A 23,751-nucleotide genomic window follows, 5' to 3' on the forward strand; every position below is an offset into this window, starting at 1 on the left:
CTCACTTCAAAATGAATCGTGTGTTTTAAGTTTATTCTTAGTTTCAAACCGCTTTCGGTTTTGTTTTCATTAGCTTTTCTGTAGGAAGATTTAGACTTAATTCCATCCTATTGATACTAAAACAAACCATCGTTCAGGCTAGCTAAACACCTGTTAGAAAATCATTGATTTATACGAACACATCTATCCAGTTATATTGCTTATCAAAGTGATTAACAAGGTGATGACGATGGGCGAACTCGATAGATACTGCGAACAAATCAACCTAGAACTGACAGAGCAAGATGTTGCTCGCCTTGGTTGGAACAAGCCTATGTTTAGCAAGTGGATTACTACGCTCTCAGCTATGTCTTTATTTGCTTTGTGGCTAACTTATTGGTTTTAGTGAGAAGGCCAAACGACGACCGTCCAGCCTCTATCTCTTAAACCCTACTAATCGAACAAAGATGCTAACTTGTTTTCAACGACTGGGCTGACGTTAAAGCTCAACATGAAGTCCGGGCGAGTCTTTTCATCTTTCTCGATATAGTAATTAGCTTCAATACCAAACTTCCAAGGACGACCGTTGAACACCGTTGTTTTACTTACGCTAATATTCAACGGAATTTCAGCCTGCTCTTTGTTCCAGTCATAGGAAAGTGTCGGCGCTGAGCCTACCGTCCACCCTCCCTCCAACAACTCTACCCAAAACAACTGCGTAGATGTCTTTTTGATGCGTGTATCAGAGTGATCCGCGCCATTGCCAGATACACCATAAAGGTGGCTTGGGAACACACCTACCACGCGATCGGCGCTTACTTTACCGTACATAAACTCAGGGCCAACAGCAAACTGATCCGCCGTGAGTTCACTACTTCCGGTTGGTAACGAAGCAAACACACCAAAAGCGGCAATGGTCCCACCTTCCATTTTGGGCGCATAAGCTAGGTCAAAGGAAATATCACTCACTCCCGACTGATCCATATGTTGGGAACTTGTCGGCGTATTCACATTGAAATCATTCTGAACATAAGAGATAGCCGGGCGGAAGATGACTTTGTCGCCGTTCTCCATAGGGAATGGTAGCGTCGGCTGAAGAACCGTAGCAAAACTGTCCCCTCCTCCGTCGTATCCGGCAGAGTATTGAAGTTTTAAGTTCAGGCTCGCGTAAGCCGTGTTCGGGTTTGCAAGTTCCTTTGCTGCCTGCTCTGCTGTTTGATTACTTTCTTCATTAGCAATCGCGACAGTAGACGTTAATAATAATCCACTCATTATTACAGCAAGTGATTTACAAGCCATTAAGCCCTCTCTAAATATAAACGCTGTGTATTTACGCGTATTTTAAAGACTGCCGATATTCAAAATAGCCATTAGGCGACATGGGGATTTGTTCGCCCTCAAAAAACAAAAATGCCCCAAATTTCTTTGGGGCATTTTCATTGTGGAACTAGCTAAGGGTCTCCCCTATCTGCTTATTCCCAATCTAGGATTACTTTACCAGACATACCAGAGCGCATCATGTCGAAGCCAGCTTGGAAGTCGTCTACTTTGTAGTGGTGAGTAATGATTGGAGACAGATCTAGGCCAGACTGGATTAGTGAAGCCATCTTGTACCAAGTTTCGAACATCTCACGACCGTAGATACCTTTGATAACCAAGCCTTTAAAGATTACTTGGTTCCAGTCTACTGCCATGTCTGATGGTGGAATACCTAGTAGAGAGATCTTACCGCCGTGGTTCATGTTAGTCAGCATGCTGTTGAACGCAGATGGTACACCAGACATTTCAAGACCTACATCGAAGCCTTCTGTCATACCTAGATCAGCCATTACGTCTTCTAGCTTCTCTTCCATCACGTTTACTGCGCGCGTTACACCCATTTTCTTAGCAAGGTCTAGGCGGTATTCGTTTACGTCAGTAATTACAACGTGACGAGCACCTACGTGCTTAGCAACCGCAGCAGCCATGATACCGATTGGGCCAGCACCAGTGATTAGCACGTCTTCACCTACTAGGTCGAAAGAAAGCGCTGTGTGCACTGCGTTACCAAACGGGTCAAAGATTGATGCTAGATCATCTGAAATCTCTGCAGGGATCTTAAACGCGTTGAACGCAGGGATCACAAGGTATTCAGAGAATGCACCAGTGCGGTTAACACCAACACCTGTTGTGTTACGACAAAGGTGAGTACGGCCGCCACGACAGTTACGACAGTGACCACATGTGATGTGACCTTCGCCAGAAACACGATCGCCGATTTCAAAACCACGAACTTCTTGGCCGATGCCAACAACTTCACCTACGTATTCGTGACCTACAACCATAGGTACTGGGATTGTGTTTTGTGACCACTCATCCCAGTTGTAGATATGTACGTCTGTACCACAAATTGCGGTTTTCTTAATACGGATAAGAAGATCATTATGACCCATTTCAGGTTTTTCAACCTCGGTCATCCAAATGCCTTCTTCAGGCTTAAGCTTAGAAAGTGCTTTAATTTTCATAATGTTACCTAGTTCATCTCGCCTAACTATAAGGCGAGAATCAAAAATATTGCGTTATCTATATTCTGAGTAAAGCCTCAGAATCAGATGATTTCCATCTCTTTACCCACTTCGATGAATGCATCGATAGCGCGGTCTAGTTGCTCACGAGAGTGTGCAGCAGACATTTGAGTACGGATGCGTGCTTGGCCTTTTGGTACTACAGGGAAAGAGAAACCTACAACGTAGATGCCTTTCTCTAGTGCGCGCTCTGCGAATTCAGCCGCTACCTTTGCGTCACCTAGCATGATTGGAATGATTGCGTGGTCAGCACCACCCATTGTGAAACCAGCGTCTTCCATGCGAGTACGGAAGTGTGCAGCATTTTCCCATAGACGGTCGCGAAGCTCACCGCTCTCTTTTAGAAGATCAAGAACACGGATAGATGCGTTAACGATCGCTGGAGCAACTGAGTTAGAGAATAGGTATGGACGAGAACGCTGACGTAGCCAGTCGATCACTTCTTTCTTACCAGACGTGTAACCGCCTGAAGCGCCACCCATTGCTTTACCTAGCGTACCTGTGATGATGTCGATACGGTCAACAACGTTGTGGAACTCGTGAGTACCCGCGCCGTTTTCGCCCATGAAGCCCACTGCGTGAGAATCATCAACCATTACTAGAGCGCCGTATTTGTCTGCTAGGTCACAGATAGCTGGAAGGTTTGCTACTACGCCGTCCATAGAGAATACGCCGTCAGTTACGATTAGCGTGTGACGAGCACCTGCTTCTTTAGCCGCGATAAGTTGCTGCTCTAGCTCTTCCATGTTGTTGTTCGCGTAACGGAAGCGCATTGCTTTACATAGGCGAACACCATCAATGATTGAAGCGTGGTTTAGAGCATCAGAGATGATTGCATCTTCTTTGCCTAGGATAGTTTCGAAAAGACCTGCGTTCGCATCGAAACAAGATGTGTAAAGAATCGTGTCTTCTTTACCAAGGAATGTAGATAGTTTGTCTTCTAGCTCTTTGTGGATGTCTTGAGTACCACAGATGAAACGTACAGACGCCATACCAAAGCCGTGTTGATCCATACCCGCTTTACCAGCTTCGATAAGTTCAGGGTGGTTAGCTAGACCTAAGTAGTTGTTTGCACAGAAGTTAAGTACTTCTTCGCCTGTTGAAATTTTAACAGCTGCTTGCTGCTGAGAAGTGATTACACGCTCAGACTTGTAAAGACCTTCAGCCTTTACTTCTTCAATTTGTTTTTCAATCTGTTGGTAGAATGCAGAAGACATTGTCTAATTCCTTCCTAGTTATTATTCACAGCGAATTCGCTGCTTATTTATAGGGGGAGTATAAACGGTGACGTGAGCGCCATTTACACTGTAAAACTTATGCCTACATTCTAGTAGAACATCTCGATCTCGATTATCCCTCTAGTTGGAAAAACATTAATGAACCTGAGGCACGAATCAAATGCCTTAACTATGAAGAGAGTCACAATTCACCGTCCAACCTGATTAGAAAAAGAACTCACAAACACTAATAGTTCGATTTATGTCGAATTAAAAAATTTTCCCGCAAAACGATATAGTGACTAAACGCATATGCCCCCACAATGCGCCTCCCTTAACAAATGAGCGCACTGACCAATGAACTTATCTGACCAATTGATCAAGGAAGCTTTCGCCAATGAGTGGCACACATGCTTTTACCAGCCAAAAGTAAAAGCTGACTCTAGCGACGGCTCTGACAATACAGATGTAATTGGAGTAGAAGCGCTTTTCCGATTGGATATCCCTGAGCACGGTATCTTCGCACCCGGTACATTCATTGATCGCGCGTTTGCGCTTGGTTATGAAGAGACCATCTTCTTTAATGTGTTAGAGCAAGCGCTCACTGAGATACGTGCTGTTTCTCCGTCGTTAAACTTGGCGGTAAACATCAGTAAACAAGTATTAGCCAATCCAAACAATGTGGCGAGAGTCAGAGAGATGCTTTGGAACAGCTCTTTTCCAGCTAAGCAGCTCACTTTTGAGCTGAGTGAGAATGATGAGCTTTGTTCTTCGTTGGCGTCTCAAATGGAGAGCTACAAGGCGCTCGGCGTAAAGTTTAGTGTTGATGATTTTGGTGTCGGCTATTCAGATATCGATAAGATTCAAAAACTTAGTATTGATGAGGTTAAATTCGATCGCTCTTTGATTAACAAACCTGTAAGCGAAGCATCACAGCTGATCGAAACCGTGATTGAGTACTGTCGAAACAGAGGGATTTCGACAGTAGCTGAAGGTGTAGAAGACCACACGACTAGAAATCGAGTTCAGCAACTTGGTTTTGATAGTTACCAAGGCTTCTTATACAGCAAACCTGTTGCTCTACCAGACCTAATGCTGCTCATGTAATTAGGTTCATTCCAATGAGAACAATGCTAGCGGCTAAGCTAAAACAAACTCGACGCTTTTCTTTTTCTGCTTAAGGTCTTGATACCTTAAGTATTTGAAATAGATATCGTGCTTGTTTTGAATGGTCTGCGAAAACGGGTTACTCACTACTTTGGTGATCTCAGCCTTGAAGAACACCATGCCCATTTTTGTGGTGTAAGGTTCAAAATAGAGGTCATAGAGAAACTGGCACATTGCCGGATCTATCGTTGGGAATCGAAACTCGGTACCTTTAAAACGATTAGCGAGATCATCGAAGATTTTGCGTCGGATAGTGACACTGACCGCAGCCAGACTACATAGCATTTTAGAAGCACCATCATAGATAACGTGCCCAATGATGACACCGTTATATAGGAAACAGAGTGCTTTCATGTTGGCAAGTTCAATCCCAAGCTGACTCGAAACCTTTATAAAGTCTTGCCCGTACAGCTTTTGATGCATGTTCTTAATCGAGCTCAAACGCTCGTCAGACAACGCACTGACGTCTGTCGATTCAACGCTAGTGATGTGATAATCGTAGCCAATATCAATATTAAAGCGTGTGTCCATTAGCTTAGAGGCGCCTTTCACATGAACCATCTCATCTACCGAAAATTCATACTCTCGTTGAAAGAAGCTGGCGATGCCTAAGCGACGAACAAAGCTAGGGAGCGTTTTACCACGCTCCCACTGACTAACCATCACCTGGTTAATACCGGAAAATGCTCGATGAGAGGTCGATAAAATATCAGCCAGCTCTTCCTGAGATAAAGCTTTCTCTTCACGCAGGCACTTTAACTCTTGTGCAAAATTCGATTTATCCATAACTCACGTTGCCTTAGTTATTATCTGTCGCTTAACACCCAAGGCTTATCTCGCTAGCTCTGGGTAATCGGCTCTCTTTCGACACTGTCTTCGGTATGCTCTGCCAACCAGTACAACCAAATCATCACCAAACATAGGATGAAACAGAGCACAAATAGCCAGTAGGCGCTCAACATCTCTATCACCACACCACCAAGCAGTGGCGCAATAGCAAAGCCAAGAGAGTAAAGTGCAGCCGCACCGAAGTAAGAGCCTCTTAGATGTGGCGGTGCCATTCTATCGATTTGTACATTAAGGGTTGGGAAAGCAATCACTTCTCCTAAACTTAATATAAAACAAGCAATTCCCCAACCTAGTGGCCAATTATTTGGTGTAAAAAGAAAGCCAATTTGCGCAATCGCCATCAAAATCATGCCGATTCGAGTTCTCACAAACAGCGGCACATGCTCAAGCCATTTAAGCATCGGGAATTGAAAGACAATAATGGTGAGAGTGTTGACCAAGACCAGACCCGCGATTAACTGTGCTGCGTCTGTGATTGATGAACGTACGATGACCTGAGGAATAGACGACTCCACCTGCGCATAGACAAACATCATGATGAAGTTAGCGACCATCAGTTTTACAAAAATATTGTCTTTGCGAATCACATTAAGCGTCGCGGCAAAATTAGGCAGTTGAGAGGGATCCGGCTTGGTAAAAGTACCTTTGCGCTCAATTCCTAACAGCAGCCAGAAACCGTAAACGACATAAGTACCACCAGCAACAAAGAACAGGTTTTGTGGCTGGGCAAGCGCCAAAGTGATACCGATCAGTGGGCCGAGTGCACCACCCAAATTAAGTAAGAAGTAACGAATATTGAGTGCTAATTCTCTGTCTTTCAAGTCACTGAGGTTATCACCTATCACCGCTTTTGCTGGCGCTTCGATCATCGGGCGCATCAAACCTGTCATCATTATCAGCACATAGAACTGCCAGACTTCACTCGCTAATGCGATGCCGGTGTAGGATATCGAGGCAATCCAACTGCCTAGCACCATGACCCATTTGCGCCCTAGCTTGTCCGAAAGGTAACCCGAGTAGAGCCCAGTCCCAGCCCCAACAACAGCGGAAACCGCGAGCATGGTGCCGACTTCAATCGCAGATGCACCGTAATCTTCATAGAGAAAGACAATCAGAAAAGGCCATGTCATAAAGTAGCTTGTTCGGGCGAGTAACGTTCCAGTCAGAACTGTCCATACTGAAAAGTTAAACCGTTTTATACGCTGCTTTTGAAATAAGCTCTCCGATCTATCCATGAATACCGCTCCCTTAACCAACTGATTTAATTATGACTATTCAGCCAGTATATGTATTTGATTGAATAAATACATAGGCGGAAATTGTTTTTATAAAACACGGAATCTTCTGCTTAATTCGCCAGCATAATGTGACGCAAGCCACACAAAACACTGCGCTTAATATTGAATGGAGTTTGACGTATGATGCTGATAGTCGATTTCTAGAAATATCAGCCCACTGGCCGAGTACCCAACGTTATGATCAACCCAAAACTGATAGCCCTACTTCCTGATCTTGCCTCCTTTATTTTGGTGGTTAATGAGGGCAGCTTTACCGCCGCAGCCAAGCAGCTTGGTGTAACGCCATCAGCACTGAGTAAGCTCATCACCCGGTTGGAAAAAGCGCTATCAGTGAAACTATTCGAGCGTACTACCCGAAGCCTGATCATTACGCAAGCAGGTCAGCTAGTGTACGACCAGAGCGTAGTGATGATTAGTGCGGCACAACAAGCGGTAGAGCTCTCAACGTCTGATCATACTGAGCCCTCTGGTTCTCTAATCGTGGCGGCTCCCGAGGCTTTTCTAAACTCTGTCTTGCAGCCCTTTGTTGTCCCTTTCCTTAACCAGTACCCAGAGATTCAACTCAAACTACGCGCTGCTGATGGAGACATCGATATTTTGCGTCAGGGAATTGATATCGCGTTTCGCCTTACCGACAAGCCCGATGAGAGCTTGGTACTGAAGGAGCTTGGCAAAACCAATCTAGTCTTGTGTGCAAGTCCAGATTATCTAGCGAATAAGGGAACGCCTTCACATCCCACAGATCTTAGCCAGCATGACTGTTTGTACCTTGCTGAGACAGACAAAGACCACATCTGGGATTTCCTCAAAGACGATGAATTCCACACGGTCTCAGTCAGTGGTCGCTACGCTGTGAACCACTCGCAAATGCGTTTAAAAGGAGTACAAGAAGGATTGGGAATCGGTATTTTCCACGACTTCGTGATTCAAGATGCCTTAGCTGAAGGGAGCGTAGTTCAAGTTCTCAATGATTGGACAATCAAAAGTAACTATCACGGTGCTATCGCAATGCAATTTGCTCAAACGAAGTACATGCCAGCGCGTCTGCGTGTTTTCATAGACTACGCCATGGAACATTTAAGCGACAAACTTGCAGGAGAGACAAGATAGTGCTGAAAGGAATCCACCATGCAGCAATCATCTGCTCCGATTATCAAGTCTCGAAGCGCTTTTATACCGAGATTCTAAAACTGGAAATTGTTGCCGAGAACTATCGCGAAGCTCGCCAATCTTACAAGCTCGATTTAGCGCTGCCCAATGGTGCTCAAATTGAACTATTTAGCTTCCTTAATGCGCCAGAAAGACCAAGCTTTCCAGAAGCTCAAGGATTAAGACATTTAGCCTTTTGTGTTGATGATGTTCAACAAATGAAAGACTACTTAGAAAGTAAAGGCGTGGGAGTCGAACCTATTCGAGTGGATGAGTTCACTGGTCGAGAGTTTACTTTTTTCGCCGACCCCGATGGGTTGCCACTGGAGCTTTATCAGGCGTAAAAGAACCACCGAATACATGACAATCGTTGTTTAAATTAATACACCGCCCCTCTTTCACAAAAGGGGCGGTTTTCTCTCTAGCTCAGAGCCATCTTCAATCTTTCAACGCGTGAGAACAGTAGCCAGTCCAGTAGCATCACGATGGCAATGGTCGCTCCGGCTAACGGAAACAGCACAGAGATTAAGACCACCGTCACCAAGCCCGCTTTCCAGATGCCTGAATCTTCAAACTTAGGTGGTACTCCTAACTTCCCTTTGCCAACAGGGCGGCGCACCCACCACATGACTCCGCCAGTGATTGATACAGCAATAAAGGCTAAGCAGAACAGGACGTTAAGAATTTTGTTCACCACACTGATATCGCCTTGATGCAAAGAGATACCAACAGCTAGGGTTTTAGCCATCACATTGTAATCGTTCCATGTTACCTCACCGAGGATACGGCCTGAGTATTGGTCTAGGTGGGTTGTTCTGTCTTTTCTCGGGTCGACAATATCACCACCCATGGTATTAGCGGTGATGGTATAGACCCCTGTTTCAGAGCGCGGAAAATTGACTCGATAATAGGTGAAGCCCAATCTAGACGCGGTTTGAATGACTTCCTCAAGCGAAATGCTCTGTGCAGACACATCATGGTGACTATGCTCATCCGCCATTGTGGAATGGTCGTGCGATTCCGGTAGTGGCGTTTGCTCCAAGTTCCAAGGTAACTCCTCTTCGGAGCCATGATTTAAAGAAGCATGCGTTTTATCAGACAATGGTACGTCATCCCACATTTGTGCAGGAAAGCTGCTCCAAGCCTGAACCATTTTCCCGCCCCAGAAACCAGCCCAAGCAAGACCTGATAGAAGGAACAGCAGCAGAACCAGAGACAGAGTACCACCAAGATTCGCATGTAGATCGCGCATCAAAATACGTGTTCCCGATGAGAAGCGAATCTTTAAGAATCCAGCTTTGGTTGCATTATCACGTGGCAGCCATAAATAGATACCTGAGACCAAAAGAAGGATAGAGAGACTGGTCGCCACTTCGATCAGATAGTCGCCCCAATCCCCTACTAGCAAGGTGCCGTGAATGTCATTTGCTAACTGATACCAACTCTCGCTGCGCGGGATCTCACCAACGACCTCACCCGAGAAAGGATCAACGGTAGCAAAAACCGAACGGCCATCAGATAGGTTGACCGAGAAACGATTCGGCAAGCTTTCCGACTTCGCGGTAATGAATTGAGTAACAGTCCCTTCGGGGTACAGAGCTTTAACCGCATTTAACTGTTCGTTAATCGATACTCTAGTGTCTGTTACGCCGCTTTGAACGATTAATGCTTCTGGATAAAGTGCGCTTTCTAGCTCGTCATCAAGTAGCATCACCAGCCCGGTTACACTGAGCATCAACATAAATGGGATAACGAACAGGCCTGCGTAGAAGTGCCATCGCCAAGTGAGAAAATAGAGGGTTTTACTTTGAGCCGGAGCGGCAGGTTGAGATTCAATTCTCGACATTGATATTTCCTTTTTGCACGCACCAAAACACCTTCTGAGGTCATCAGAAAGTGGAAAAAGGTGTGAGCAGATTAACTTTACTTATGTATGTTGTTTTATTTGTTGTTATTTAGGTTAGGAAATAGCTTGAGGCGGACCTCTAGGAGAGTGTCTCTTAAAAGCCTCGCTTAGAGCCAAAAAAGCGTAGCCGTCTGAGACAATCGAACTCAGTCGAGTTGTTAGTAGTGCAGTTGGAATTTCATCATGATGGAAGCTAGAAAAATGGCTGAAGGGACACGGTTTACCGTTGTGTGTTTGTGGCTCCCCTTCTTCAACTTGTACTAGCTCAAACCCATTTACGGTACAAAGCGTCGCCCACACGCCAGCGCTGTTACCATGAGCATTGATAACAGGCATCAGTGTAATGAGCGCCCAGCTTAAAGCGGTAGCCCATAACATGGAGTAATTGAACGACGTTTGACGCATCTAGTACGAATCTATAAATAGGGTTTATAAATTCCCAACATTATGAATCAGCTAAACAGTCGTTTAAACGGATTAATTAACATTATGTTAAAAACCTAAGCTAACGCACATTATTGATATCATTCACATAGTCAGTTTGTTCGAAATAAAAACGCCACACCAACAAAAGCCGGTGTGGCGTTTAGAATTCTCTATGTGCAATAGGATACTCTTAGGCTAGAGCATCGATAAGGTTAGCCGAATAGCTTGCTCCAGATACTCGGGTTACGCTTCTCGTGGTATTGCTCACGTAGGCCGTCGATCGTGCGTAGCTCCTGCTTCGCTTCTTCAAATTGACCTTGTTCTAGCTTCTGCTCAATTGAATCAATTGATGCTTGGATCTTAGAGAAACCTTCCATAAAGTTTTGCTCTTTCTCTGCAGGGTAAGAACCCGTTTTCAGCTCTGCAACCAAAGTGTCTAGATGTACCATTGGCTTTTGCATCTCTTCAATGCTTTGAGCTTCTGCAGCTTGTTTGAATGCAAGCTTCATTTCCTGCATGTTTTTCTTGAGATCTACGTTTGCAAACGCTGATGCCGACATCACCGAGGCCGCAATCAGGCCAGATAAAAGAATTGAGCGAGTTTTCATTGTTTCTCCAGTTGAAGACACACCTTTTTGTTTACGGTGCTTATGACTTTATTTGTGAGCGCTAGTTTATACAAAAATGCCGCACACACAAAAAATGATTGTGACGAAATGCAAACCCGCCAACATTCTCTTAAACAAGATCTGAATATTCTGGGATTGCATTGCGGCCACGTAGTGCTAAAAAGCGCAGAAACTGGCTAGGCGAATGGGTAATGACTTTCTCTGATGGTATACCGACTTCATCAAGCAGCTGAGAAACGAGGTCTAAGCCCCCGACATCCGCACAGAAGTGTGCATCACTGCCAGTTGTGATGTATGCCCCTTTTGCCTTGGCAATTTTAGCAATTTCATAACAGCGCTCGACACTGCCTATACGGCTATTACCTTTCAAGGTGGTGTTATTGATCTCAATAGCCACATTATGCTCAACAGCGCAATCAATCACAGCCTCAAAAACAAAGTCAAAGTTTGGATTACCCAAATGCCCAAGCGCATCTACGCGCCCTGCCTTGATTACGTTTATCAACGCCAAAGTATGAGCGGCTTTGTCTGCAGGGCGAAAAACAGGTTCATGAAAGCTTGCGATAGCCCAATCGAGGTTTTTATCGACACTCGGGTGCACGTCAATCTCACCATCGGTATTCATGATATTGGATTCAACACCGCGGATAATCGCCACACCTTCAATAAAACGAGGAAGAATACGTTGATTGCTGAAAAACCAGTAGTGAGGCGCACCCGGCATAGACTCTGAATGATCCGTCGTACAAAACATCGCAAGACCTCGCTCACTGGCCGCTTTGGCATTCTCAATTAAGGTACTGTATGCGTGACCACTGGCGTAAGTATGGGTATGGGTATCAACTTGTAATTTCATCTGTGCGCTTTCACTCCGCTCTCTGCTCTGGATGCTTCAATCAGTCTATCAGCTCAAAATGACAATTAGCATACCGAGAATGCCTAAGTTGAGTCATTTTTTTGCAACCTTATCAGCTTCAACAATACTTAAACCAGTCACTTGATTGGTAAATAATAATGAGAAAAAAACGTTACCCCTTAAGCATACACATCACAACACTGTTTTTAATCATGACCAGCATTGTTGGAACTGTGCTGATTATGATGAGCTACAAGCACTCTCAACAACTGCTGTTAGGCACCATTGAAGAGGTCAGCCAGGAGCACAGCGATAAGCTTGAATTGGTGTTTAAGCAGTCAGTCGCCCCTGTGGTCACGGCCCTCAATGTTCTGGCCGTTAGCCCCTTCATTAACGATGAAAGCACGCAGAACAAATATCATGCTTGGCTGTCGTCATTAGACCTTATATTCCAACAAAGCCCGAGCCTCGTTGCTCTATTCTACGGTTCCGAGAATGGTGACTTTAAGCTCTTCAGACCCATTAAAACCAACAAACAGCGCCAGGAACACAGCGCACCCTCGAAAGCGACCATGATGGTCACAGAAACCTCGACCGATGGGCTAACACGAATCACTTTCCTTGATGGCGCGCATCAAGTCATCAGCCAACGAGAACAGGGGCAAGATCTTTTTGATCCAAGAACACGGCCTTGGTTTCTCAACGCCAAGAGAGACGGTTCGATTCAGCTATCAGAGCCTTACCAATTCTATTTTCTCAAAACTCCAGGGATTACGTTATCTCGCCGCTCTAGTGACCAGCAGTATGTGTTAGGTGCAGATTTTACGCTCAATTCCCTATCTGCTCAGATTGGCGATCTAGCTTTCTCTCCACAAAGCCGCTTGGCGCTGTTCGATCGTCATTTGAACCTACTTGGCCATCATCAACTCGACCTTGATGCCACTACTTCTATTACCAACTCCATACGCATGAATTCACGAGAAGCCAACAATGCGCTTCAAGAGTCGGTTCTGGCTCCACTCTTACTCGGTAACAAAGCATCAAAGCAGAGTATTCAGAGTGTTGAGTACAACCTTAATGCTTGGGCTCTAACTTTGACACCGGTGCAGTTAACGGCCAACGTCACTCTATTTCTTGCAGAAGCGACACCTCATACCGACTTACTCTCGGATTTAATATCGATGAGGGATAGGCAAGTCACCGTTGCCGTTATTCTTCTGTTCATCTGTTTTGGATTAGTTTGGCTTGTAGCCAATCGACTTTCTATGCCGCTCCAAAAGCTGATGGAGTTAACGCACAACATCGCTCGCTTTGATTTTAAGCGCACTCACTACCCTAAGAGCATGATCAATGAAGTGGCCAACTTGGCACATTCCATCGAACTTATGGAGCATACTCTGCATGACCTAATTGCCCTACTTCGGGATACCGCAGGCAATCAGGACTTCTCGGTATTGGCTAAAACCATTGCTCACCAGAGCTACCTTATCACGAAAGCGGAAACCATCTTGTTGTATGCCTATGACAACAAACAAAAGCAGTTTGAGATTGCCGCCAACCACGCCATCATCCCATTTAAAGCCGATCTCAACGAATTTGTTAAAGATACCCCTTGGTTACTCGCAAAATTGAAAATGGGAGAAGTGGTTCATTTAGACAGAAGTGAAAATGCTCTGAACCAATACCACGATACGATTTTCAATTCAGATCTGTACTTCTTTCCGCTTCTAAATAGAGAGAAGCAACTCGTCGGGATTGTGATTATTGGCTATGAGCGTGCGATATCAAAAATGCAATCGGACAAACACGCTTTTCTACGCGAACTGTTGAGTTTTGCCGAAATCGCCAAAGACAACATCGATCAAATGCAGCAACAGAAAGAGATGCTCAACGCCTTTATTGAGCTGATTGCGTCCGCTATTGATACCAAATCACCATACACAGGAGGGCACTGTCAGCGCGTTCCAGAACTCACGCAATGGCTGACCGAAGCAGCAGTTAAAGACGATCGCTACTACCCACTGTTTGCGCTAGACAAAAAGCAGTGGGAAGCATTGAGCTTGGCTTCTTGGTTACATGACTGCGGCAAAGTAACAACGCCTGAGTACGTGGTCGACAAAGCCACCAAACTCGAAACCCTTTATGACCGCATTCACGAGATAAGAATGCGTTTTGAACTTCTTAAACAACAAGCCGAAACGGACTATTGGAAAGCGATTGCCAACGGATCACTGCAAGAAAAAGAACTCGAGAAGCTGAAAAGTAAACATCAACAACTCGACGACGACTTCGCTTTTGTCGCTCAATGCAACATCGGTTCAGAGCGAATGGAAGAAGAGAATCAAGCTCGCCTTGATGAAATCGCCAAATATCAATGGAAACGAACACTTAGCGATCAAGTCGGTATCGCTTGGACAGAAAAGATACGCTTTGAAGAAGAATCAGAGCTACCTATCATGGAGCCTTTACTCGCAGACAAACCTCAACATTGTGTGCCGTGGGAGAAAGGTTTAAGCCCACAAGATTTATGGCAAGAAGACTATGTACTCAAACCTGGCAAGCTAAAATACAACCGTGGGGAGCTTTACAACCTTAAGGTACGTAGCGGTACCTTAACTCCTGAAGAACGCTTTATGATTAACGATCATATTATCCAGACCTCGGTGATGCTCAATAAGCTTCCCTACCCTGAACACCTTAAAGAGATACCGAAAATCGCCAGTTATCACCATGAACGAATCGATGGTAAAGGCTACCCATTTGGGTTGGATGATGATGAACTCTCTATCCAAGCCAAAGTGGTGGCGATTGCTGATGTGTTCGAGGCATTGACGTCTAGTGATCGCCCATATAAACATGGAAAAAACCTAGAAGAGTCTTTAAACATTATGACTCGTATGGCAACCACTGGGCACATCGACCCTAAGCTCTATTTACTGTTCTTAGAGAAAGACATTTACAAACGCTATGCCGATGCTTTTCTTGAGCCTGAGCAACACAGTGACGTTGATACGCCACAGCATATAGAGAAAGTTAAGGCCTACATTCGTTCACTGTTTTAGGGCTTTCCGTGTCTAACTTGGTAGCAAGCTTGTTTTTTCGATGAGACAGAAAGGTGTTGACCATACTGGCAAGAAGAATCAACCCGATGCCAAATAGTTTTTCATTCGAGAATGTGTCATCGAACAACAGAGCTTGCCAAATCGCACTAAACAAGAGTGTGGTGAATATCAGTGGAGCCAATTGAGAGCCGCTGCTGACGAGTCGGTAAGCTTTGGCACGACAGATTTGTGTATTGATGGTAAACGCCGCAAATATTGCCAACATCAATCCAACCCAATAAAAATTCGATAGCGTATGCCCTTCACCCACATTAGTAATGAGCACCTGGTCGAGTGCCACAATATCGATCACGCTGTAAATCATAATCGGTAAAGCCAATAGAGCGGCGATCAAGAAAGTCCAAGCGTTCATCTCTGCTGCTGACAATTCGCCTTTTGATGCTCGGTATAAACTCACTTGTGAACCAGAGTTAAAGAAACCAGCCATCAAGCCAATTAAGATCGCCGGCTTAAAGTCTAACTCAGATAGATTCCCCGCCATCAGTACAACACCGGTAAACGTCATTCCTAAACAAACTAAAATCCTTGGGTTGAATTTCACACCAAATATTAATTTTTCTAACACTGGGATAAACAAAGGACCAGTGCTAAACAGAACAATACTCTCAACTAAGGTTAAGCTCTGTAGCGATGATAAAAAACAGAGCTGACAAGCTGTCATGCATAAAGCTCGAGATACAATAGGTTTGAGTAGCGTACGGCTCGGTTTACGCAATCGAACGAAAACTAAGATCGACAGTAAAATCAAACCAGGAAAGAAGAATCTAGAAAAAACGAGCAAGGTTACTGGCATGATTTCAGCGAGATATTTCGCGGCAAGCCCGCCGACTGACAGGCTAAATGTAGACACCACCATAAACAGGGTGGCCTTGGTAATATCAGACATAATTATCACCTCCTATGCGCTTTATTCTAGAAGGCTGACACAACAAAAAATAGCGAGTAATATTAACCAGAACTGTAAGGAAAACTTACTTATGAAGAAACTGGTTCCATTAAAGTCAATCTACGCTTTTGTCGCGGTCGCTGAGACAGGCAGCATGACCGAAGCCGCTAAGGCACTGTTTGTTAGCCACTCCGCCGTGAGCCAAGCGATCAAATCTTTAGAGCAGCAAGTCAATAAGCCCCTATTCCAACGCGTGGGGCGACGCGTGGTTCTTAATGCCGATGGTAAGCGCTACTATCGCAAAGTCGCTCCTGCTCTAGAACAAATAGTCGACGCGACCGATCAATTAGCCAATACACCGAAAGAGAACCGTTTGACCGTCAATATGGTCAACTCTCTAGCGCTGCATTGGTGGATACCTCGAGTTCCTATGTTGCAACAAGACTCACCTAGCTTAGATATCCGACTCTCGAACCGCATCGGTTACTTCGACCTCGATCAAGAGGGTGTCGACATTGCGTTGGTACATGGAAAGCCGAGAGAGTGGCAAAATTACTACTGTGAAAAGCTTGGTGATGACGAGTTAGTTCTAGTCGCAAGCCCAAATTTAGTCAGTGAACGGGGCTCACAATCCATGGAACAGCTACTCAAGACCTACCCCGTCATTGGCGTTTTCAACCCACGTAGAGAGAACGATTGGCAAGTGTGGTGTGATGCACATCAGCTACCTATGCCCTTTTTCAGCACCAACCTCTCCTTTGATGTCTCTATTCAGGCGGTACAAGCGGCGACACGTTCTCTTGGCATACTTGTCACCCATCGGCTGTTTGTTCGTGACGACATAAAACACGGAGCTTTGGTTGAAATTAGCGACCCCGTTTCGAATCCGCATCAAGACTATTATTTTGTCTGTTCAGATAACAAACTCAAAAATGAAAGTGTGCTAAAACTAAGAGCATGGTTACGGGCGCAATTTGCGTCTAACCGCAAAGATGAAACCATTAAGGGAACTGCATTATGATCGTGACAACAACCCAATCAGTGGAAGGAAAACGCATCGTCGCGTACAAGGGTGTGATTGCTGGAGAAGCCATCCTCGGTGTTAACGTGTTTAAAGATATGTTTTCTGGAATTCGAGATTTCGTTGGTGGCCGTTCGGGCACCTATGAAAAGGAGCTCGAAAAGGCACGCTCTTATGCATTCCAAGAACTGGAACTAAAAGCTCAAGAGTTGGGTGCAAACGCCGTTGTCGGTGTCGACATTGATTACGAAGTATTGGGTCAAGGCAACGGCATGCTCATGGTTTCGGCCAGTGGCACGGCTGTAGTAGTTGACTAATACCATTAAGCCCTTTGATGAACTCAGTTTGTCGTCAAAGGGCTAGTTCTAACAATTAATCTTCGGGGCGCTAAAATTAGCTAGGTTGATCTTGATAACCTTCCAGCCATTTATCAAACTCAGAAATTCGCGCATAGAAGGCACTCTTTTCTTCTTTAGAGATTGAGCTTGCCATTGGTAAGTTTGCTTTCATCGGATCAACTGCGCGGTCGCGAACTAACACTTCAAAGTGTAAGTGTGGGCCAGTAATTCGCCCTGTTGCTCCGGCAAGAGCGATCTTCTGACCTCGTTTCACTTGCTGCCCTTTCTTTACTAGGAATCGGTGTAAGTGTAGGTAGCGAGTTTTGTAAACGCTGTTGTGCTCAATAACTAGGTACTTGCCTGCATATGGATGGTTTCGTACTGCGATGACTTTACCATCACCTGTTGAATAAATAGGCGCGCCAACCGGAGTCGCGAAGTCTGTCCCGTTATGTGGAGCAATGCGCCCTGTTACGGGGTGTTTTCGCTTTGGGTTAAATGCCGAAGTAATTCGGCGATACTGGCGATCTACCGGGTAGCGATCGAATGCTTGTTCTAGGCTGTTGCCTTCACGGTCGTAAAAACGACCATCGTCGGCAAGAAATGCAGCAACTTCTCGACCTCTAAGCTGAATCGAAATCCCTTGAACTTCTGTCTTGCCAGTTAAGTGATCATCAGCATACTGCTCGCTCACTAACACACTGAAACGGTCACCAGCCCGAAGGTCTCGAGCAAAATTAATCTTATCTCTCAAGGTTCGTGTGATATTGGCAATTTGGCGGCTCGATAAGCCAATTTTATGCGCAGATAGAGAGAAGCTGCCATTGACCACACCGGTATACATCTTCTCTTTCCACTCACCCGGCATTTCGATGAACTGATAGTCAAAACTGCCATCGTCATTTAGAGAATAGACTGAGCGCTCAATCAAACTTTCATGATACGTAAGCTTCACTAAACGGCGTGTCTCTTTATCCACCAGCAATTCTAGGTGGTCACCCGGCTTAATCGTATCTAACTTCAGCGTTTCTAAATCCACTTCAAGAATCTTATGAGCCGTTTCGTATGGTAGTTGCCACGAAGAAAATATATTACTGAGGGTATCCCCGACTTTAACAAAGTAGTGCACCTTTACGAGATTGCTATTCGATTCAGAAACTTCTGTTGGTTGAGGCGGGACAGCCTCGCCCTTTACCAACTCTTGATAAGGTATAATTTTGATTTCAATTTCTTGAGGGGGCTCAGGTTCAATAGAGAGGATGGCAGCTAGCGAAAAGGCAACAATAGCGATGGCCACTAGCCCTAGGCGAATAAACTTCATAGGTCGAATTGAGTTTGCAGAGGTAAAAACTTCAATTGTTATAACATAACAATTAGAGCTAATAAACCAGTGTTTGTAACAATCTAATGAAGCTATATCTCAGCCCTATCGGTCACTGGCTAGGCTATGTTGCAGACCTATTACTCCTCACGTAACGCTTCAAAACCCTCTAAACCTCTTAACATTTCGAAGTCGGTTTCATCAGAGATAAGGTCACGCATTGAGGCGCTAGCCTCTATTGAGCGTTTCAGATCTTCAATCGCTTGAGATTCCGAGCCTAAACGCGCGTAGGCACAAGCGCGTTGATAAAGGGCGTGCGCGTTTTGATCATCGACTTCTAGCACACGGTTACATAAACTCATTGCCCAGTGGAATTCTTGCATCTCCATGGCCGCATCCGCTTTGTAAGTCAGTGCTTCTAAGTCACCCGGACGAATCTTGAGGATCTCATCATAAATCTCTAGCTTCTGCTCTGGCGTTTGTTGGTTTTGAGCTCTCAGCCAAAGGTTGTGTACTTCGTTGATGATCTCAATCTCACGATTGTTTTCCGAGATAATACGAGTTTTACGCTTTAGATCTCGCTCTAACGCAACAAACTTCTTCTCGTATTCTTGAGCGATCTTATCCAACCGTTGATCGGCCATCTCTTTAGTGTTGTGTTTAATTTCTTTGAGCGATTGCCAACCAATCAGTGCGATCAAAGAAGCCACACCCGCGATGATGTAAAAGAAGTAAGTGACGGTAACATTCGCGTAATTAAGCGACTTATCCGCGACATCTAGCTCACGGTCAGTAATTTGAACGATCATTCTGCGTTCCAGATCTTGCTGATCAGTTCGCAGCGACTTGAGTTCATCCAAGATGTAACGTTCCATCAATGGCCTATCTAGGTATTCTTGCTCAGAATATCGTGTCTCCTCAGATGCAACACTCATCATAGGTAACACTGCCATTATTACTAACCAAACCACTCTTAGCATCGTATATTCCTTATAGATCTTGATATTAGGTCACTCTATATTGAAATTACGCAATTCGCCAGTCGAGAACCCGAGTCTAAATCATGTTGGAGTGTGCCTTAAAGTCGAGGTGAAAATAAACCCGTTTTAGGTTCTAGATACAAAAAAACCACGGCTGTTACCGTGGTTTCCTTAGATTTTAATTAAGCTTGCAAACCGAGTTAAGAGAGTTTTTTCAACCAAACGTCACACTTGGTGATAAATTCAGACAGGTAAAGCTCAGGATTGCCTAGCTTCTCTCCGCCTTTTACATCGGCACCAGTTGCACGCCAGTAATTACGCGAGATGAGATTACGATTGAAAACGAAATCGCTCACTTCTGCTTTCGCTAACGGAATTTTACTGCCAAACACTTGATAGTACAGGTCGAGAATCAATGACAGCTCATTGCTGTTTCCTTTCAAAAAGGTATCAATGTTTAGCTCGATTGCTTGGCGTTCATGTACATTGCTATCAGTGGAAACCAATTGAGCAATGACTGTGTAAAGTGAGAACTCAACCTTTTGCGCCGCAAGCAATGCTGCGCCTAATAACGCGTGCTCGTTAGACAATTGTTCAGTTGATGAAGCGGTAGCTGTTGTCACTGTATTAACCTCAAATAATGATAAAAGTCGTGCTTTGCCGTTTGAACAGGCTTAAGCACTCTTACTCCAATTAACTGCACCTTCTGACTCGGCACGATCAGCATCAAACACAATATAATCAGATGCACCTTCTGCCTTCACAATCTCGACTTTACCTTTAAAGCCAACTTGAGAAAGCTTCTTGATCAAATGCTCAGGAGCGGTATCAAACACCACCTTCATAAACGGCAGTTGCTCAGCATGAACAAAGCCATGCTCATTAAACAGGTCCATTGCTTGAACTAAATGGTCTGAATCGGTTAACTCAATAATTTCTACAACTTCTTCCAACAACATTTTTTATTCCATACTCGCCAGAAAGTGACTGACACGAGCATCGTGCTGTTGCTCGCATACATTTCGGTGCTTAAAAGCACCCCTTTAGTAGTATCGAGAGGATAACATATTTCCCGAAGTAAAATATGTTTATTTTGGCTATTCCCCAGATACAAAACTGCGTACTTTTATCTTATTTATCAATGACAACTCCATCGGTGAACAACCATCAACTCCGTGATTTAACCATAATTTATACCCTGTAGTCCTCTAGGTTAATTGCATTTTGTTACTTTCTTCTCAACCAAATTCAGAACAACGAGAGGACTCGACCTTGACTACCTTCACCAAATCCGTACTTGCAATGAGCGCTCTAACTGTCGCTCAGGGTGTTGCGGCAGCAGAGCAACCAAACATTCTCGCTATCTGGGCAGATGACCTAGGCTATTACAACACCAGTGCTTACAACCGTGGCATGATGGGCTACGAGACTCCAAACATCGATCGTATTGCACACGACGGCGCTATTTTCACAGACATGTATGCACAGCAATCGTGTACCGCAGGCCGAGCAGCATTTATTACCGGTCAACACCCTTTCCGTACCGGTCTTTTGACCATTGGTATGCCGGGTTCTGACCACGGTATTCCTGACTGGGCACCAACCATCGGTGATGCCCTTAAACAAGAGGGTTATGCGACAGCACAGTTTGGTAAGAACCACCTAGGTGACCAAGACAAACACCTTCCGACGAAGCACGGCTTTGATGAGTTCTTTGGCAACCTGTATCACCTCAATGCAGAAGAAGAGCCAGAAACTTACTTCTATCCAAAAGACCCTGAGTTTAAAAAGCAATACGGCCCACGCGGTGTGATTAAAGCGACGGCGGATGGCAAGATTGAAGACACGGGTCCATTGACTCGCGCTCGTATGGAGACCATTGACGAGGATTTCACTGAAGCAGCGATCACCTTCATGGAGAAATCTGTGAAGGCAGACAAACCATTCTTCGTTTGGTACAACTCAACGCGAATGCACGTATGGACTCGCTTGAATGACCATTACGATGGCATTACAGGTCAAGGCATCTACGCTGATGGCATGCGCCAACTGGATGATAACGTCGGTGCTCTGTTGGATACTCTCGATCGCCTAAAAGTTGCAGACAATACTATCGTGATTCTTTCAACCGATAACGGTGCAGAGAAATTTACTTGGCCTGATGGCGGTACATCTCCTTTCCACGGTGAAAAAGGCACCACTTACGAAGGTGGTATGCGTGTACCACAAATCGTGAAATGGCCAGGCGTTATCGAGCCAGGCTCTGCGGTAAATGCTTTGATGTCTCAAGAAGACTGGTTACCGACACTGGCGGCAGCAGCAGGCAATGACAACATTGTCGATGAGCTGAAAGAAGGAGTAACACTGAACGACAAAGAGTGGCGAGTTCACTTGGATGGCTCGAACTTCAAGCCATTCTTTGAAGGTAAAACGGACAAAGGTCCTCGTGAAACGATTCTTTACTTCTCAGCGAACGGTGAGCTAAATGCACTGCGTTGGAATGACTGGAAAGCAAGCTTTGCGATGATGGAAGGTGACATGCAGTCTGCAGTGCGTCAGGCTCCAGCTTGGGCATCGATCACCAACCTACGTATGGATCCATTCGAAACTGCAGCCAAAGAATCTGGCATGTATACACGTTGGATGATCGACAACATGTGGTTGTTTGTTCCAATGTCTCAAGAAGTGGCGAAGTTTATGGGCTCTCTAGAAGGTTACCCAATGCAAGCAGGTCAAGGCTTTAGTGCGGCGAACATCAACTACAATACCCTGAAGCTACAAAAGCTTGTTCAAAAGATGCAACAACAAGGCGCGAACTAATTCAGATTAGCTAATTGAAAGTTACAACGCCCAGTTGAATCCTAATTAAAGCCCCACTGGGGCTTTTTTTGTGAGGCATCAATTATCTTATTGCGAAACCATGCATGCGCCATATCTGAATTGCGGCTCTTGTGCCACACCAGATACTCGATGCCTAAGTCCGACTCAAATGGCAATGGTGACACTTGAAACTCTTGTGACAATCCAAACTTTTCGATCACGGACTCTTGGCTAATACAGACCAAGTCAGTGCCTTTGACCATATCTAACATCTCAAATGGCCCTGGAGCTTTACGCGCGACCTTTCTCTTTTGGGCGTACTTACTGTTTTTCATCAGCGGTGAATCTTCCGTGTTCCACATACTGTGCACCACGTGCTTCTCCGCTAGGTACTCTTGCAGTGTAATACTTACCCCTAAACGAGGATGGCTCTTATCGTAAACCACCACCATGCGCTCGCTAGCCAAAGGCACACATTCCAATGCAGGATCATTAGTCGGCACATGTGCGATGCAGAGATCGTATCGATGCTGGCGTAAATCCAATGCGATATCGCCTGTGTACAAAGGGTCGATGTTGATTCCAATATCGGGAGTCTCTTTGTAGAGCATGTCTGAGACTCGCTTCATGACTGAGTAAATCGCTCCGCTAATACACGCGACATTGAATGATCGATCAATTTTGCTTGGGTCGAACTTGCGCTTGCTTGGAAATGTCGATTCAAAGGCATCATAAGCTTGCTTGATTTGCGGGTAGATGTCGTAACAGAAACGGCTTGGTCGATAACCCTCTTTGGTTTTCACAAACAAAGGATCATCGTAGGTTTCTTTGAGTCGACCTAATGCTTTACTGACAGCAGGCTGGGAAACGCCAAAACGCTTGGCGGTGTTTGAGATAGAAAGCTCTTCCATCATCACAACAAAATAAGGGATTAAGCTAAAGTCTGTATTTTTCATACTCTGTTTCACATGCTCTGTTTTAAGAACGTTGGGTTGACCTGATACCTCACACCTCGATAGTCCGTTACTGAGATTGAAAGCACTCACAAAATATTCTCTAACGTTAACAACCTAGAATTCCCATCACCCCTATCAATATCAAACAATGGCTAAGTTATATCGAGTATAACTCTTGGTTATGCTCGCTTCTTTCCCACCTGCAGAGTGGATTAGCCAGTCAGTGTCAGTTCAATATCACAAGGCCCCTGCTAGAATACCTGAGGC

General features: G+C 45.0%; 23 protein-coding genes. 8 read left to right on the forward strand and 15 right to left on the reverse strand.

What is annotated here, in order from left to right; translation table 11 throughout:
* Positions 1-229 precede the first annotated feature (229 nt).
* Positions 230-385, forward strand: coding sequence for a hypothetical protein (locus L1D60_RS06420; protein ID WP_239840264.1), 156 nt, complete (start codon positions 230-232; stop codon positions 383-385).
* A 47-nt stretch (positions 386-432) separates the two neighbouring features.
* Here L1D60_RS06420 and L1D60_RS06425 read toward each other — a convergent pair whose 3' ends face one another.
* The 3 genes from L1D60_RS06425 to L1D60_RS06435 form a co-directional block, all read right to left on the reverse strand.
* Positions 433-1,278, reverse strand: a complete 846-nt coding sequence (locus L1D60_RS06425; protein WP_345772857.1) for a hypothetical protein — start codon at positions 1,276-1,278, stop codon at positions 433-435.
* A 173-nt stretch (positions 1,279-1,451) separates the two neighbouring features.
* Positions 1,452-2,483, reverse strand: a complete 1,032-nt coding sequence (gene tdh, locus L1D60_RS06430; protein ID WP_061031177.1) for an L-threonine 3-dehydrogenase — start codon at positions 2,481-2,483, stop codon at positions 1,452-1,454.
* A gap of 83 nt (positions 2,484-2,566) precedes the next feature.
* Positions 2,567-3,760: a glycine C-acetyltransferase gene (locus tag L1D60_RS06435; RefSeq protein WP_032550346.1), complete on the reverse strand. Its 1,194-nt coding sequence runs from the start codon at positions 3,758-3,760 to the stop codon at positions 2,567-2,569.
* Between the two features lie 357 nt (positions 3,761-4,117).
* Here L1D60_RS06435 and L1D60_RS06440 point away from each other — a divergent pair, with 357 nt between their 5' ends.
* Complete coding sequence (locus L1D60_RS06440; protein WP_239840266.1) at positions 4,118-4,867, forward strand: EAL domain-containing protein; 750 nt, start codon at positions 4,118-4,120, stop codon at positions 4,865-4,867.
* Positions 4,868-4,900: 33 nt separating this feature from the next.
* Here the strand turns inward: L1D60_RS06440 and L1D60_RS06445 are convergent, their stop codons facing one another.
* Both L1D60_RS06445 and L1D60_RS06450 read right to left on the reverse strand, forming a co-directional pair.
* Positions 4,901-5,713 (reverse strand): helix-turn-helix transcriptional regulator, encoded by an 813-nt coding sequence (locus tag L1D60_RS06445; protein WP_239840267.1) that lies wholly within the window; start codon positions 5,711-5,713, stop codon positions 4,901-4,903.
* A gap of 53 nt (positions 5,714-5,766) precedes the next feature.
* The gene (locus tag L1D60_RS06450; protein WP_239840268.1) at positions 5,767-7,011 is read right to left on the reverse strand and encodes an MFS transporter; all 1,245 of its coding nucleotides are present in this window, start codon (positions 7,009-7,011) and stop codon (positions 5,767-5,769) included.
* Positions 7,012-7,251: 240 nt separating this feature from the next.
* Here L1D60_RS06450 and L1D60_RS06455 point away from each other — a divergent pair, with 240 nt between their 5' ends.
* Entirely contained in the window at positions 7,252-8,184 is a 933-nt protein-coding gene (locus L1D60_RS06455) for a LysR family transcriptional regulator (protein ID WP_239840269.1), read from the forward strand.
* A complete protein-coding gene (locus tag L1D60_RS06460) occupies positions 8,184-8,567 on the forward strand; it encodes a VOC family protein (protein ID WP_239840270.1) in 384 nt (127 codons plus the stop codon). The genes L1D60_RS06455 and L1D60_RS06460 overlap by 1 nt, the downstream gene beginning before the upstream one ends.
* Before the next feature lie 77 nt (positions 8,568-8,644).
* Here the strand turns inward: L1D60_RS06460 and L1D60_RS06465 are convergent, their stop codons facing one another.
* The 4 genes from L1D60_RS06465 to L1D60_RS06480 form a co-directional block, all read right to left on the reverse strand.
* Positions 8,645-10,069: a PepSY domain-containing protein gene (locus L1D60_RS06465; RefSeq protein WP_239840271.1), complete on the reverse strand. Its 1,425-nt coding sequence runs from the start codon at positions 10,067-10,069 to the stop codon at positions 8,645-8,647.
* Between the two features lie 114 nt (positions 10,070-10,183).
* Positions 10,184-10,534 carry a hypothetical protein gene (locus tag L1D60_RS06470; protein ID WP_239840272.1) on the reverse strand — a complete coding sequence of 117 codons (351 nt, stop codon included), beginning with the start codon at positions 10,532-10,534 and terminating at the stop codon, positions 10,184-10,186.
* A gap of 233 nt (positions 10,535-10,767) precedes the next feature.
* The gene (locus L1D60_RS06475) at positions 10,768-11,163 is read right to left on the reverse strand and encodes a cytochrome b562 (RefSeq protein ID WP_239840273.1); all 396 of its coding nucleotides are present in this window, start codon (positions 11,161-11,163) and stop codon (positions 10,768-10,770) included.
* 130 nt (positions 11,164-11,293) lie between these two features.
* Positions 11,294-12,040 (reverse strand): phosphatase, encoded by a 747-nt coding sequence (locus L1D60_RS06480; RefSeq protein WP_239840274.1) that lies wholly within the window; start codon positions 12,038-12,040, stop codon positions 11,294-11,296.
* Between the two features lie 158 nt (positions 12,041-12,198).
* Between L1D60_RS06480 and L1D60_RS06485 the strand changes: the two genes are divergently transcribed.
* Positions 12,199-15,102, forward strand: a complete 2,904-nt coding sequence (locus L1D60_RS06485; protein ID WP_239840275.1) for an HD domain-containing phosphohydrolase — start codon at positions 12,199-12,201, stop codon at positions 15,100-15,102.
* Here the strand turns inward: L1D60_RS06485 and L1D60_RS06490 are convergent.
* Entirely contained in the window at positions 15,074-16,048 is a 975-nt protein-coding gene (locus L1D60_RS06490; protein ID WP_239840276.1) for a DMT family transporter, read from the reverse strand. The two genes, L1D60_RS06485 and L1D60_RS06490, sit on opposite strands and share 29 nt — an antisense overlap.
* A 91-nt stretch (positions 16,049-16,139) precedes the next feature.
* On the opposite strand from L1D60_RS06490, the gene L1D60_RS06495 reads away from it, so the two are divergent.
* The gene (locus L1D60_RS06495) at positions 16,140-17,069 is read left to right on the forward strand and encodes a LysR substrate-binding domain-containing protein (protein WP_239840277.1); all 930 of its coding nucleotides are present in this window, start codon (positions 16,140-16,142) and stop codon (positions 17,067-17,069) included.
* Complete coding sequence (locus L1D60_RS06500; RefSeq protein WP_239840278.1) at positions 17,066-17,386, forward strand: heavy metal-binding domain-containing protein; 321 nt, start codon at positions 17,066-17,068, stop codon at positions 17,384-17,386. The genes L1D60_RS06495 and L1D60_RS06500 overlap by 4 nt, the downstream gene beginning before the upstream one ends.
* 76 nt (positions 17,387-17,462) lie before the next feature.
* Here the strand turns inward: L1D60_RS06500 and L1D60_RS06505 are convergent, their stop codons facing one another.
* From L1D60_RS06505 to L1D60_RS06520, 4 genes are all read right to left on the reverse strand, one after another.
* Positions 17,463-18,728 (reverse strand): peptidoglycan DD-metalloendopeptidase family protein, encoded by a 1,266-nt coding sequence (locus L1D60_RS06505; RefSeq protein ID WP_239840279.1) that lies wholly within the window; start codon positions 18,726-18,728, stop codon positions 17,463-17,465.
* A 140-nt stretch (positions 18,729-18,868) separates the two neighbouring features.
* Positions 18,869-19,708, reverse strand: coding sequence for an alkyl sulfatase dimerization domain-containing protein (locus tag L1D60_RS06510; protein ID WP_239840280.1), 840 nt, complete (start codon positions 19,706-19,708; stop codon positions 18,869-18,871).
* A gap of 200 nt (positions 19,709-19,908) precedes the next feature.
* Complete coding sequence (locus tag L1D60_RS06515) at positions 19,909-20,331, reverse strand: hypothetical protein (protein ID WP_239840281.1); 423 nt, start codon at positions 20,329-20,331, stop codon at positions 19,909-19,911.
* A 51-nt stretch (positions 20,332-20,382) separates the two neighbouring features.
* Positions 20,383-20,667, reverse strand: a complete 285-nt coding sequence (locus L1D60_RS06520) for a hypothetical protein (RefSeq protein WP_239840282.1) — start codon at positions 20,665-20,667, stop codon at positions 20,383-20,385.
* Positions 20,668-21,010: 343 nt separating this feature from the next.
* Here L1D60_RS06520 and L1D60_RS06525 point away from each other — a divergent pair, with 343 nt between their 5' ends.
* Positions 21,011-22,528, forward strand: coding sequence for an arylsulfatase (locus L1D60_RS06525; RefSeq protein ID WP_239840475.1), 1,518 nt, complete (start codon positions 21,011-21,013; stop codon positions 22,526-22,528).
* Positions 22,529-22,569: 41 nt separating this feature from the next.
* Here the strand turns inward: L1D60_RS06525 and L1D60_RS06530 are convergent, their stop codons facing one another.
* On the reverse strand, positions 22,570-23,484 hold the full coding sequence (locus L1D60_RS06530) for a LysR family transcriptional regulator (protein ID WP_239840283.1): 915 nt from the start codon (positions 23,482-23,484) through the stop codon (positions 22,570-22,572).
* Positions 23,485-23,751 lie beyond the last annotated feature (267 nt).

Origin of the sequence: Vibrio sp. Isolate30 (assembly GCF_022397975.1) — a bacterium.
GTDB classification, from domain to species: Bacteria; Pseudomonadota; Gammaproteobacteria; order Enterobacterales; family Vibrionaceae; genus Vibrio; species Vibrio fortis.

Bases quoted from the DNA above. Each gene is read 5' to 3' on its own strand.
- L1D60_RS06420 (WP_239840264.1), top strand. From the start codon at position 230: ATGGGCGAACTCGATAGATACTGCGAACAAATCAACCTAGAACTGACA.
- L1D60_RS06425 (WP_345772857.1), bottom strand. From the start codon at position 1,278: ATGGCTTGTAAATCACTTGCTGTAATAATGAGTGGATTATTATTAACG.
- tdh (WP_061031177.1), bottom strand. From the start codon at position 2,483: ATGAAAATTAAAGCACTTTCTAAGCTTAAGCCTGAAGAAGGCATTTGG.
- L1D60_RS06435 (WP_032550346.1), bottom strand. From the start codon at position 3,760: ATGTCTTCTGCATTCTACCAACAGATTGAAAAACAAATTGAAGAAGTA.
- L1D60_RS06440 (WP_239840266.1), top strand. From the start codon at position 4,118: ATGAACTTATCTGACCAATTGATCAAGGAAGCTTTCGCCAATGAGTGG.
- L1D60_RS06445 (WP_239840267.1), bottom strand. From the start codon at position 5,713: ATGGATAAATCGAATTTTGCACAAGAGTTAAAGTGCCTGCGTGAAGAG.
- L1D60_RS06450 (WP_239840268.1), bottom strand. From the start codon at position 7,011: ATGGATAGATCGGAGAGCTTATTTCAAAAGCAGCGTATAAAACGGTTT.
- L1D60_RS06455 (WP_239840269.1), top strand. From the start codon at position 7,252: ATGATCAACCCAAAACTGATAGCCCTACTTCCTGATCTTGCCTCCTTT.
- L1D60_RS06465 (WP_239840271.1), bottom strand. From the start codon at position 10,069: ATGTCGAGAATTGAATCTCAACCTGCCGCTCCGGCTCAAAGTAAAACC.
- L1D60_RS06470 (WP_239840272.1), bottom strand. From the start codon at position 10,534: ATGCGTCAAACGTCGTTCAATTACTCCATGTTATGGGCTACCGCTTTA.
- L1D60_RS06475 (WP_239840273.1), bottom strand. From the start codon at position 11,163: ATGAAAACTCGCTCAATTCTTTTATCTGGCCTGATTGCGGCCTCGGTG.
- L1D60_RS06480 (WP_239840274.1), bottom strand. From the start codon at position 12,040: ATGAAATTACAAGTTGATACCCATACCCATACTTACGCCAGTGGTCAC.
- L1D60_RS06485 (WP_239840275.1), top strand. From the start codon at position 12,199: ATGAGAAAAAAACGTTACCCCTTAAGCATACACATCACAACACTGTTT.
- L1D60_RS06490 (WP_239840276.1), bottom strand. From the start codon at position 16,048: ATGTCTGATATTACCAAGGCCACCCTGTTTATGGTGGTGTCTACATTT.
- L1D60_RS06495 (WP_239840277.1), top strand. From the start codon at position 16,140: ATGAAGAAACTGGTTCCATTAAAGTCAATCTACGCTTTTGTCGCGGTC.
- L1D60_RS06500 (WP_239840278.1), top strand. From the start codon at position 17,066: ATGATCGTGACAACAACCCAATCAGTGGAAGGAAAACGCATCGTCGCG.
- L1D60_RS06505 (WP_239840279.1), bottom strand. From the start codon at position 18,728: ATGAAGTTTATTCGCCTAGGGCTAGTGGCCATCGCTATTGTTGCCTTT.
- L1D60_RS06510 (WP_239840280.1), bottom strand. From the start codon at position 19,708: ATGCTAAGAGTGGTTTGGTTAGTAATAATGGCAGTGTTACCTATGATG.
- L1D60_RS06520 (WP_239840282.1), bottom strand. From the start codon at position 20,667: ATGTTGTTGGAAGAAGTTGTAGAAATTATTGAGTTAACCGATTCAGAC.
- L1D60_RS06525 (WP_239840475.1), top strand. From the start codon at position 21,011: ATGAGCGCTCTAACTGTCGCTCAGGGTGTTGCGGCAGCAGAGCAACCA.
- L1D60_RS06530 (WP_239840283.1), bottom strand. From the start codon at position 23,484: ATGAAAAATACAGACTTTAGCTTAATCCCTTATTTTGTTGTGATGATG.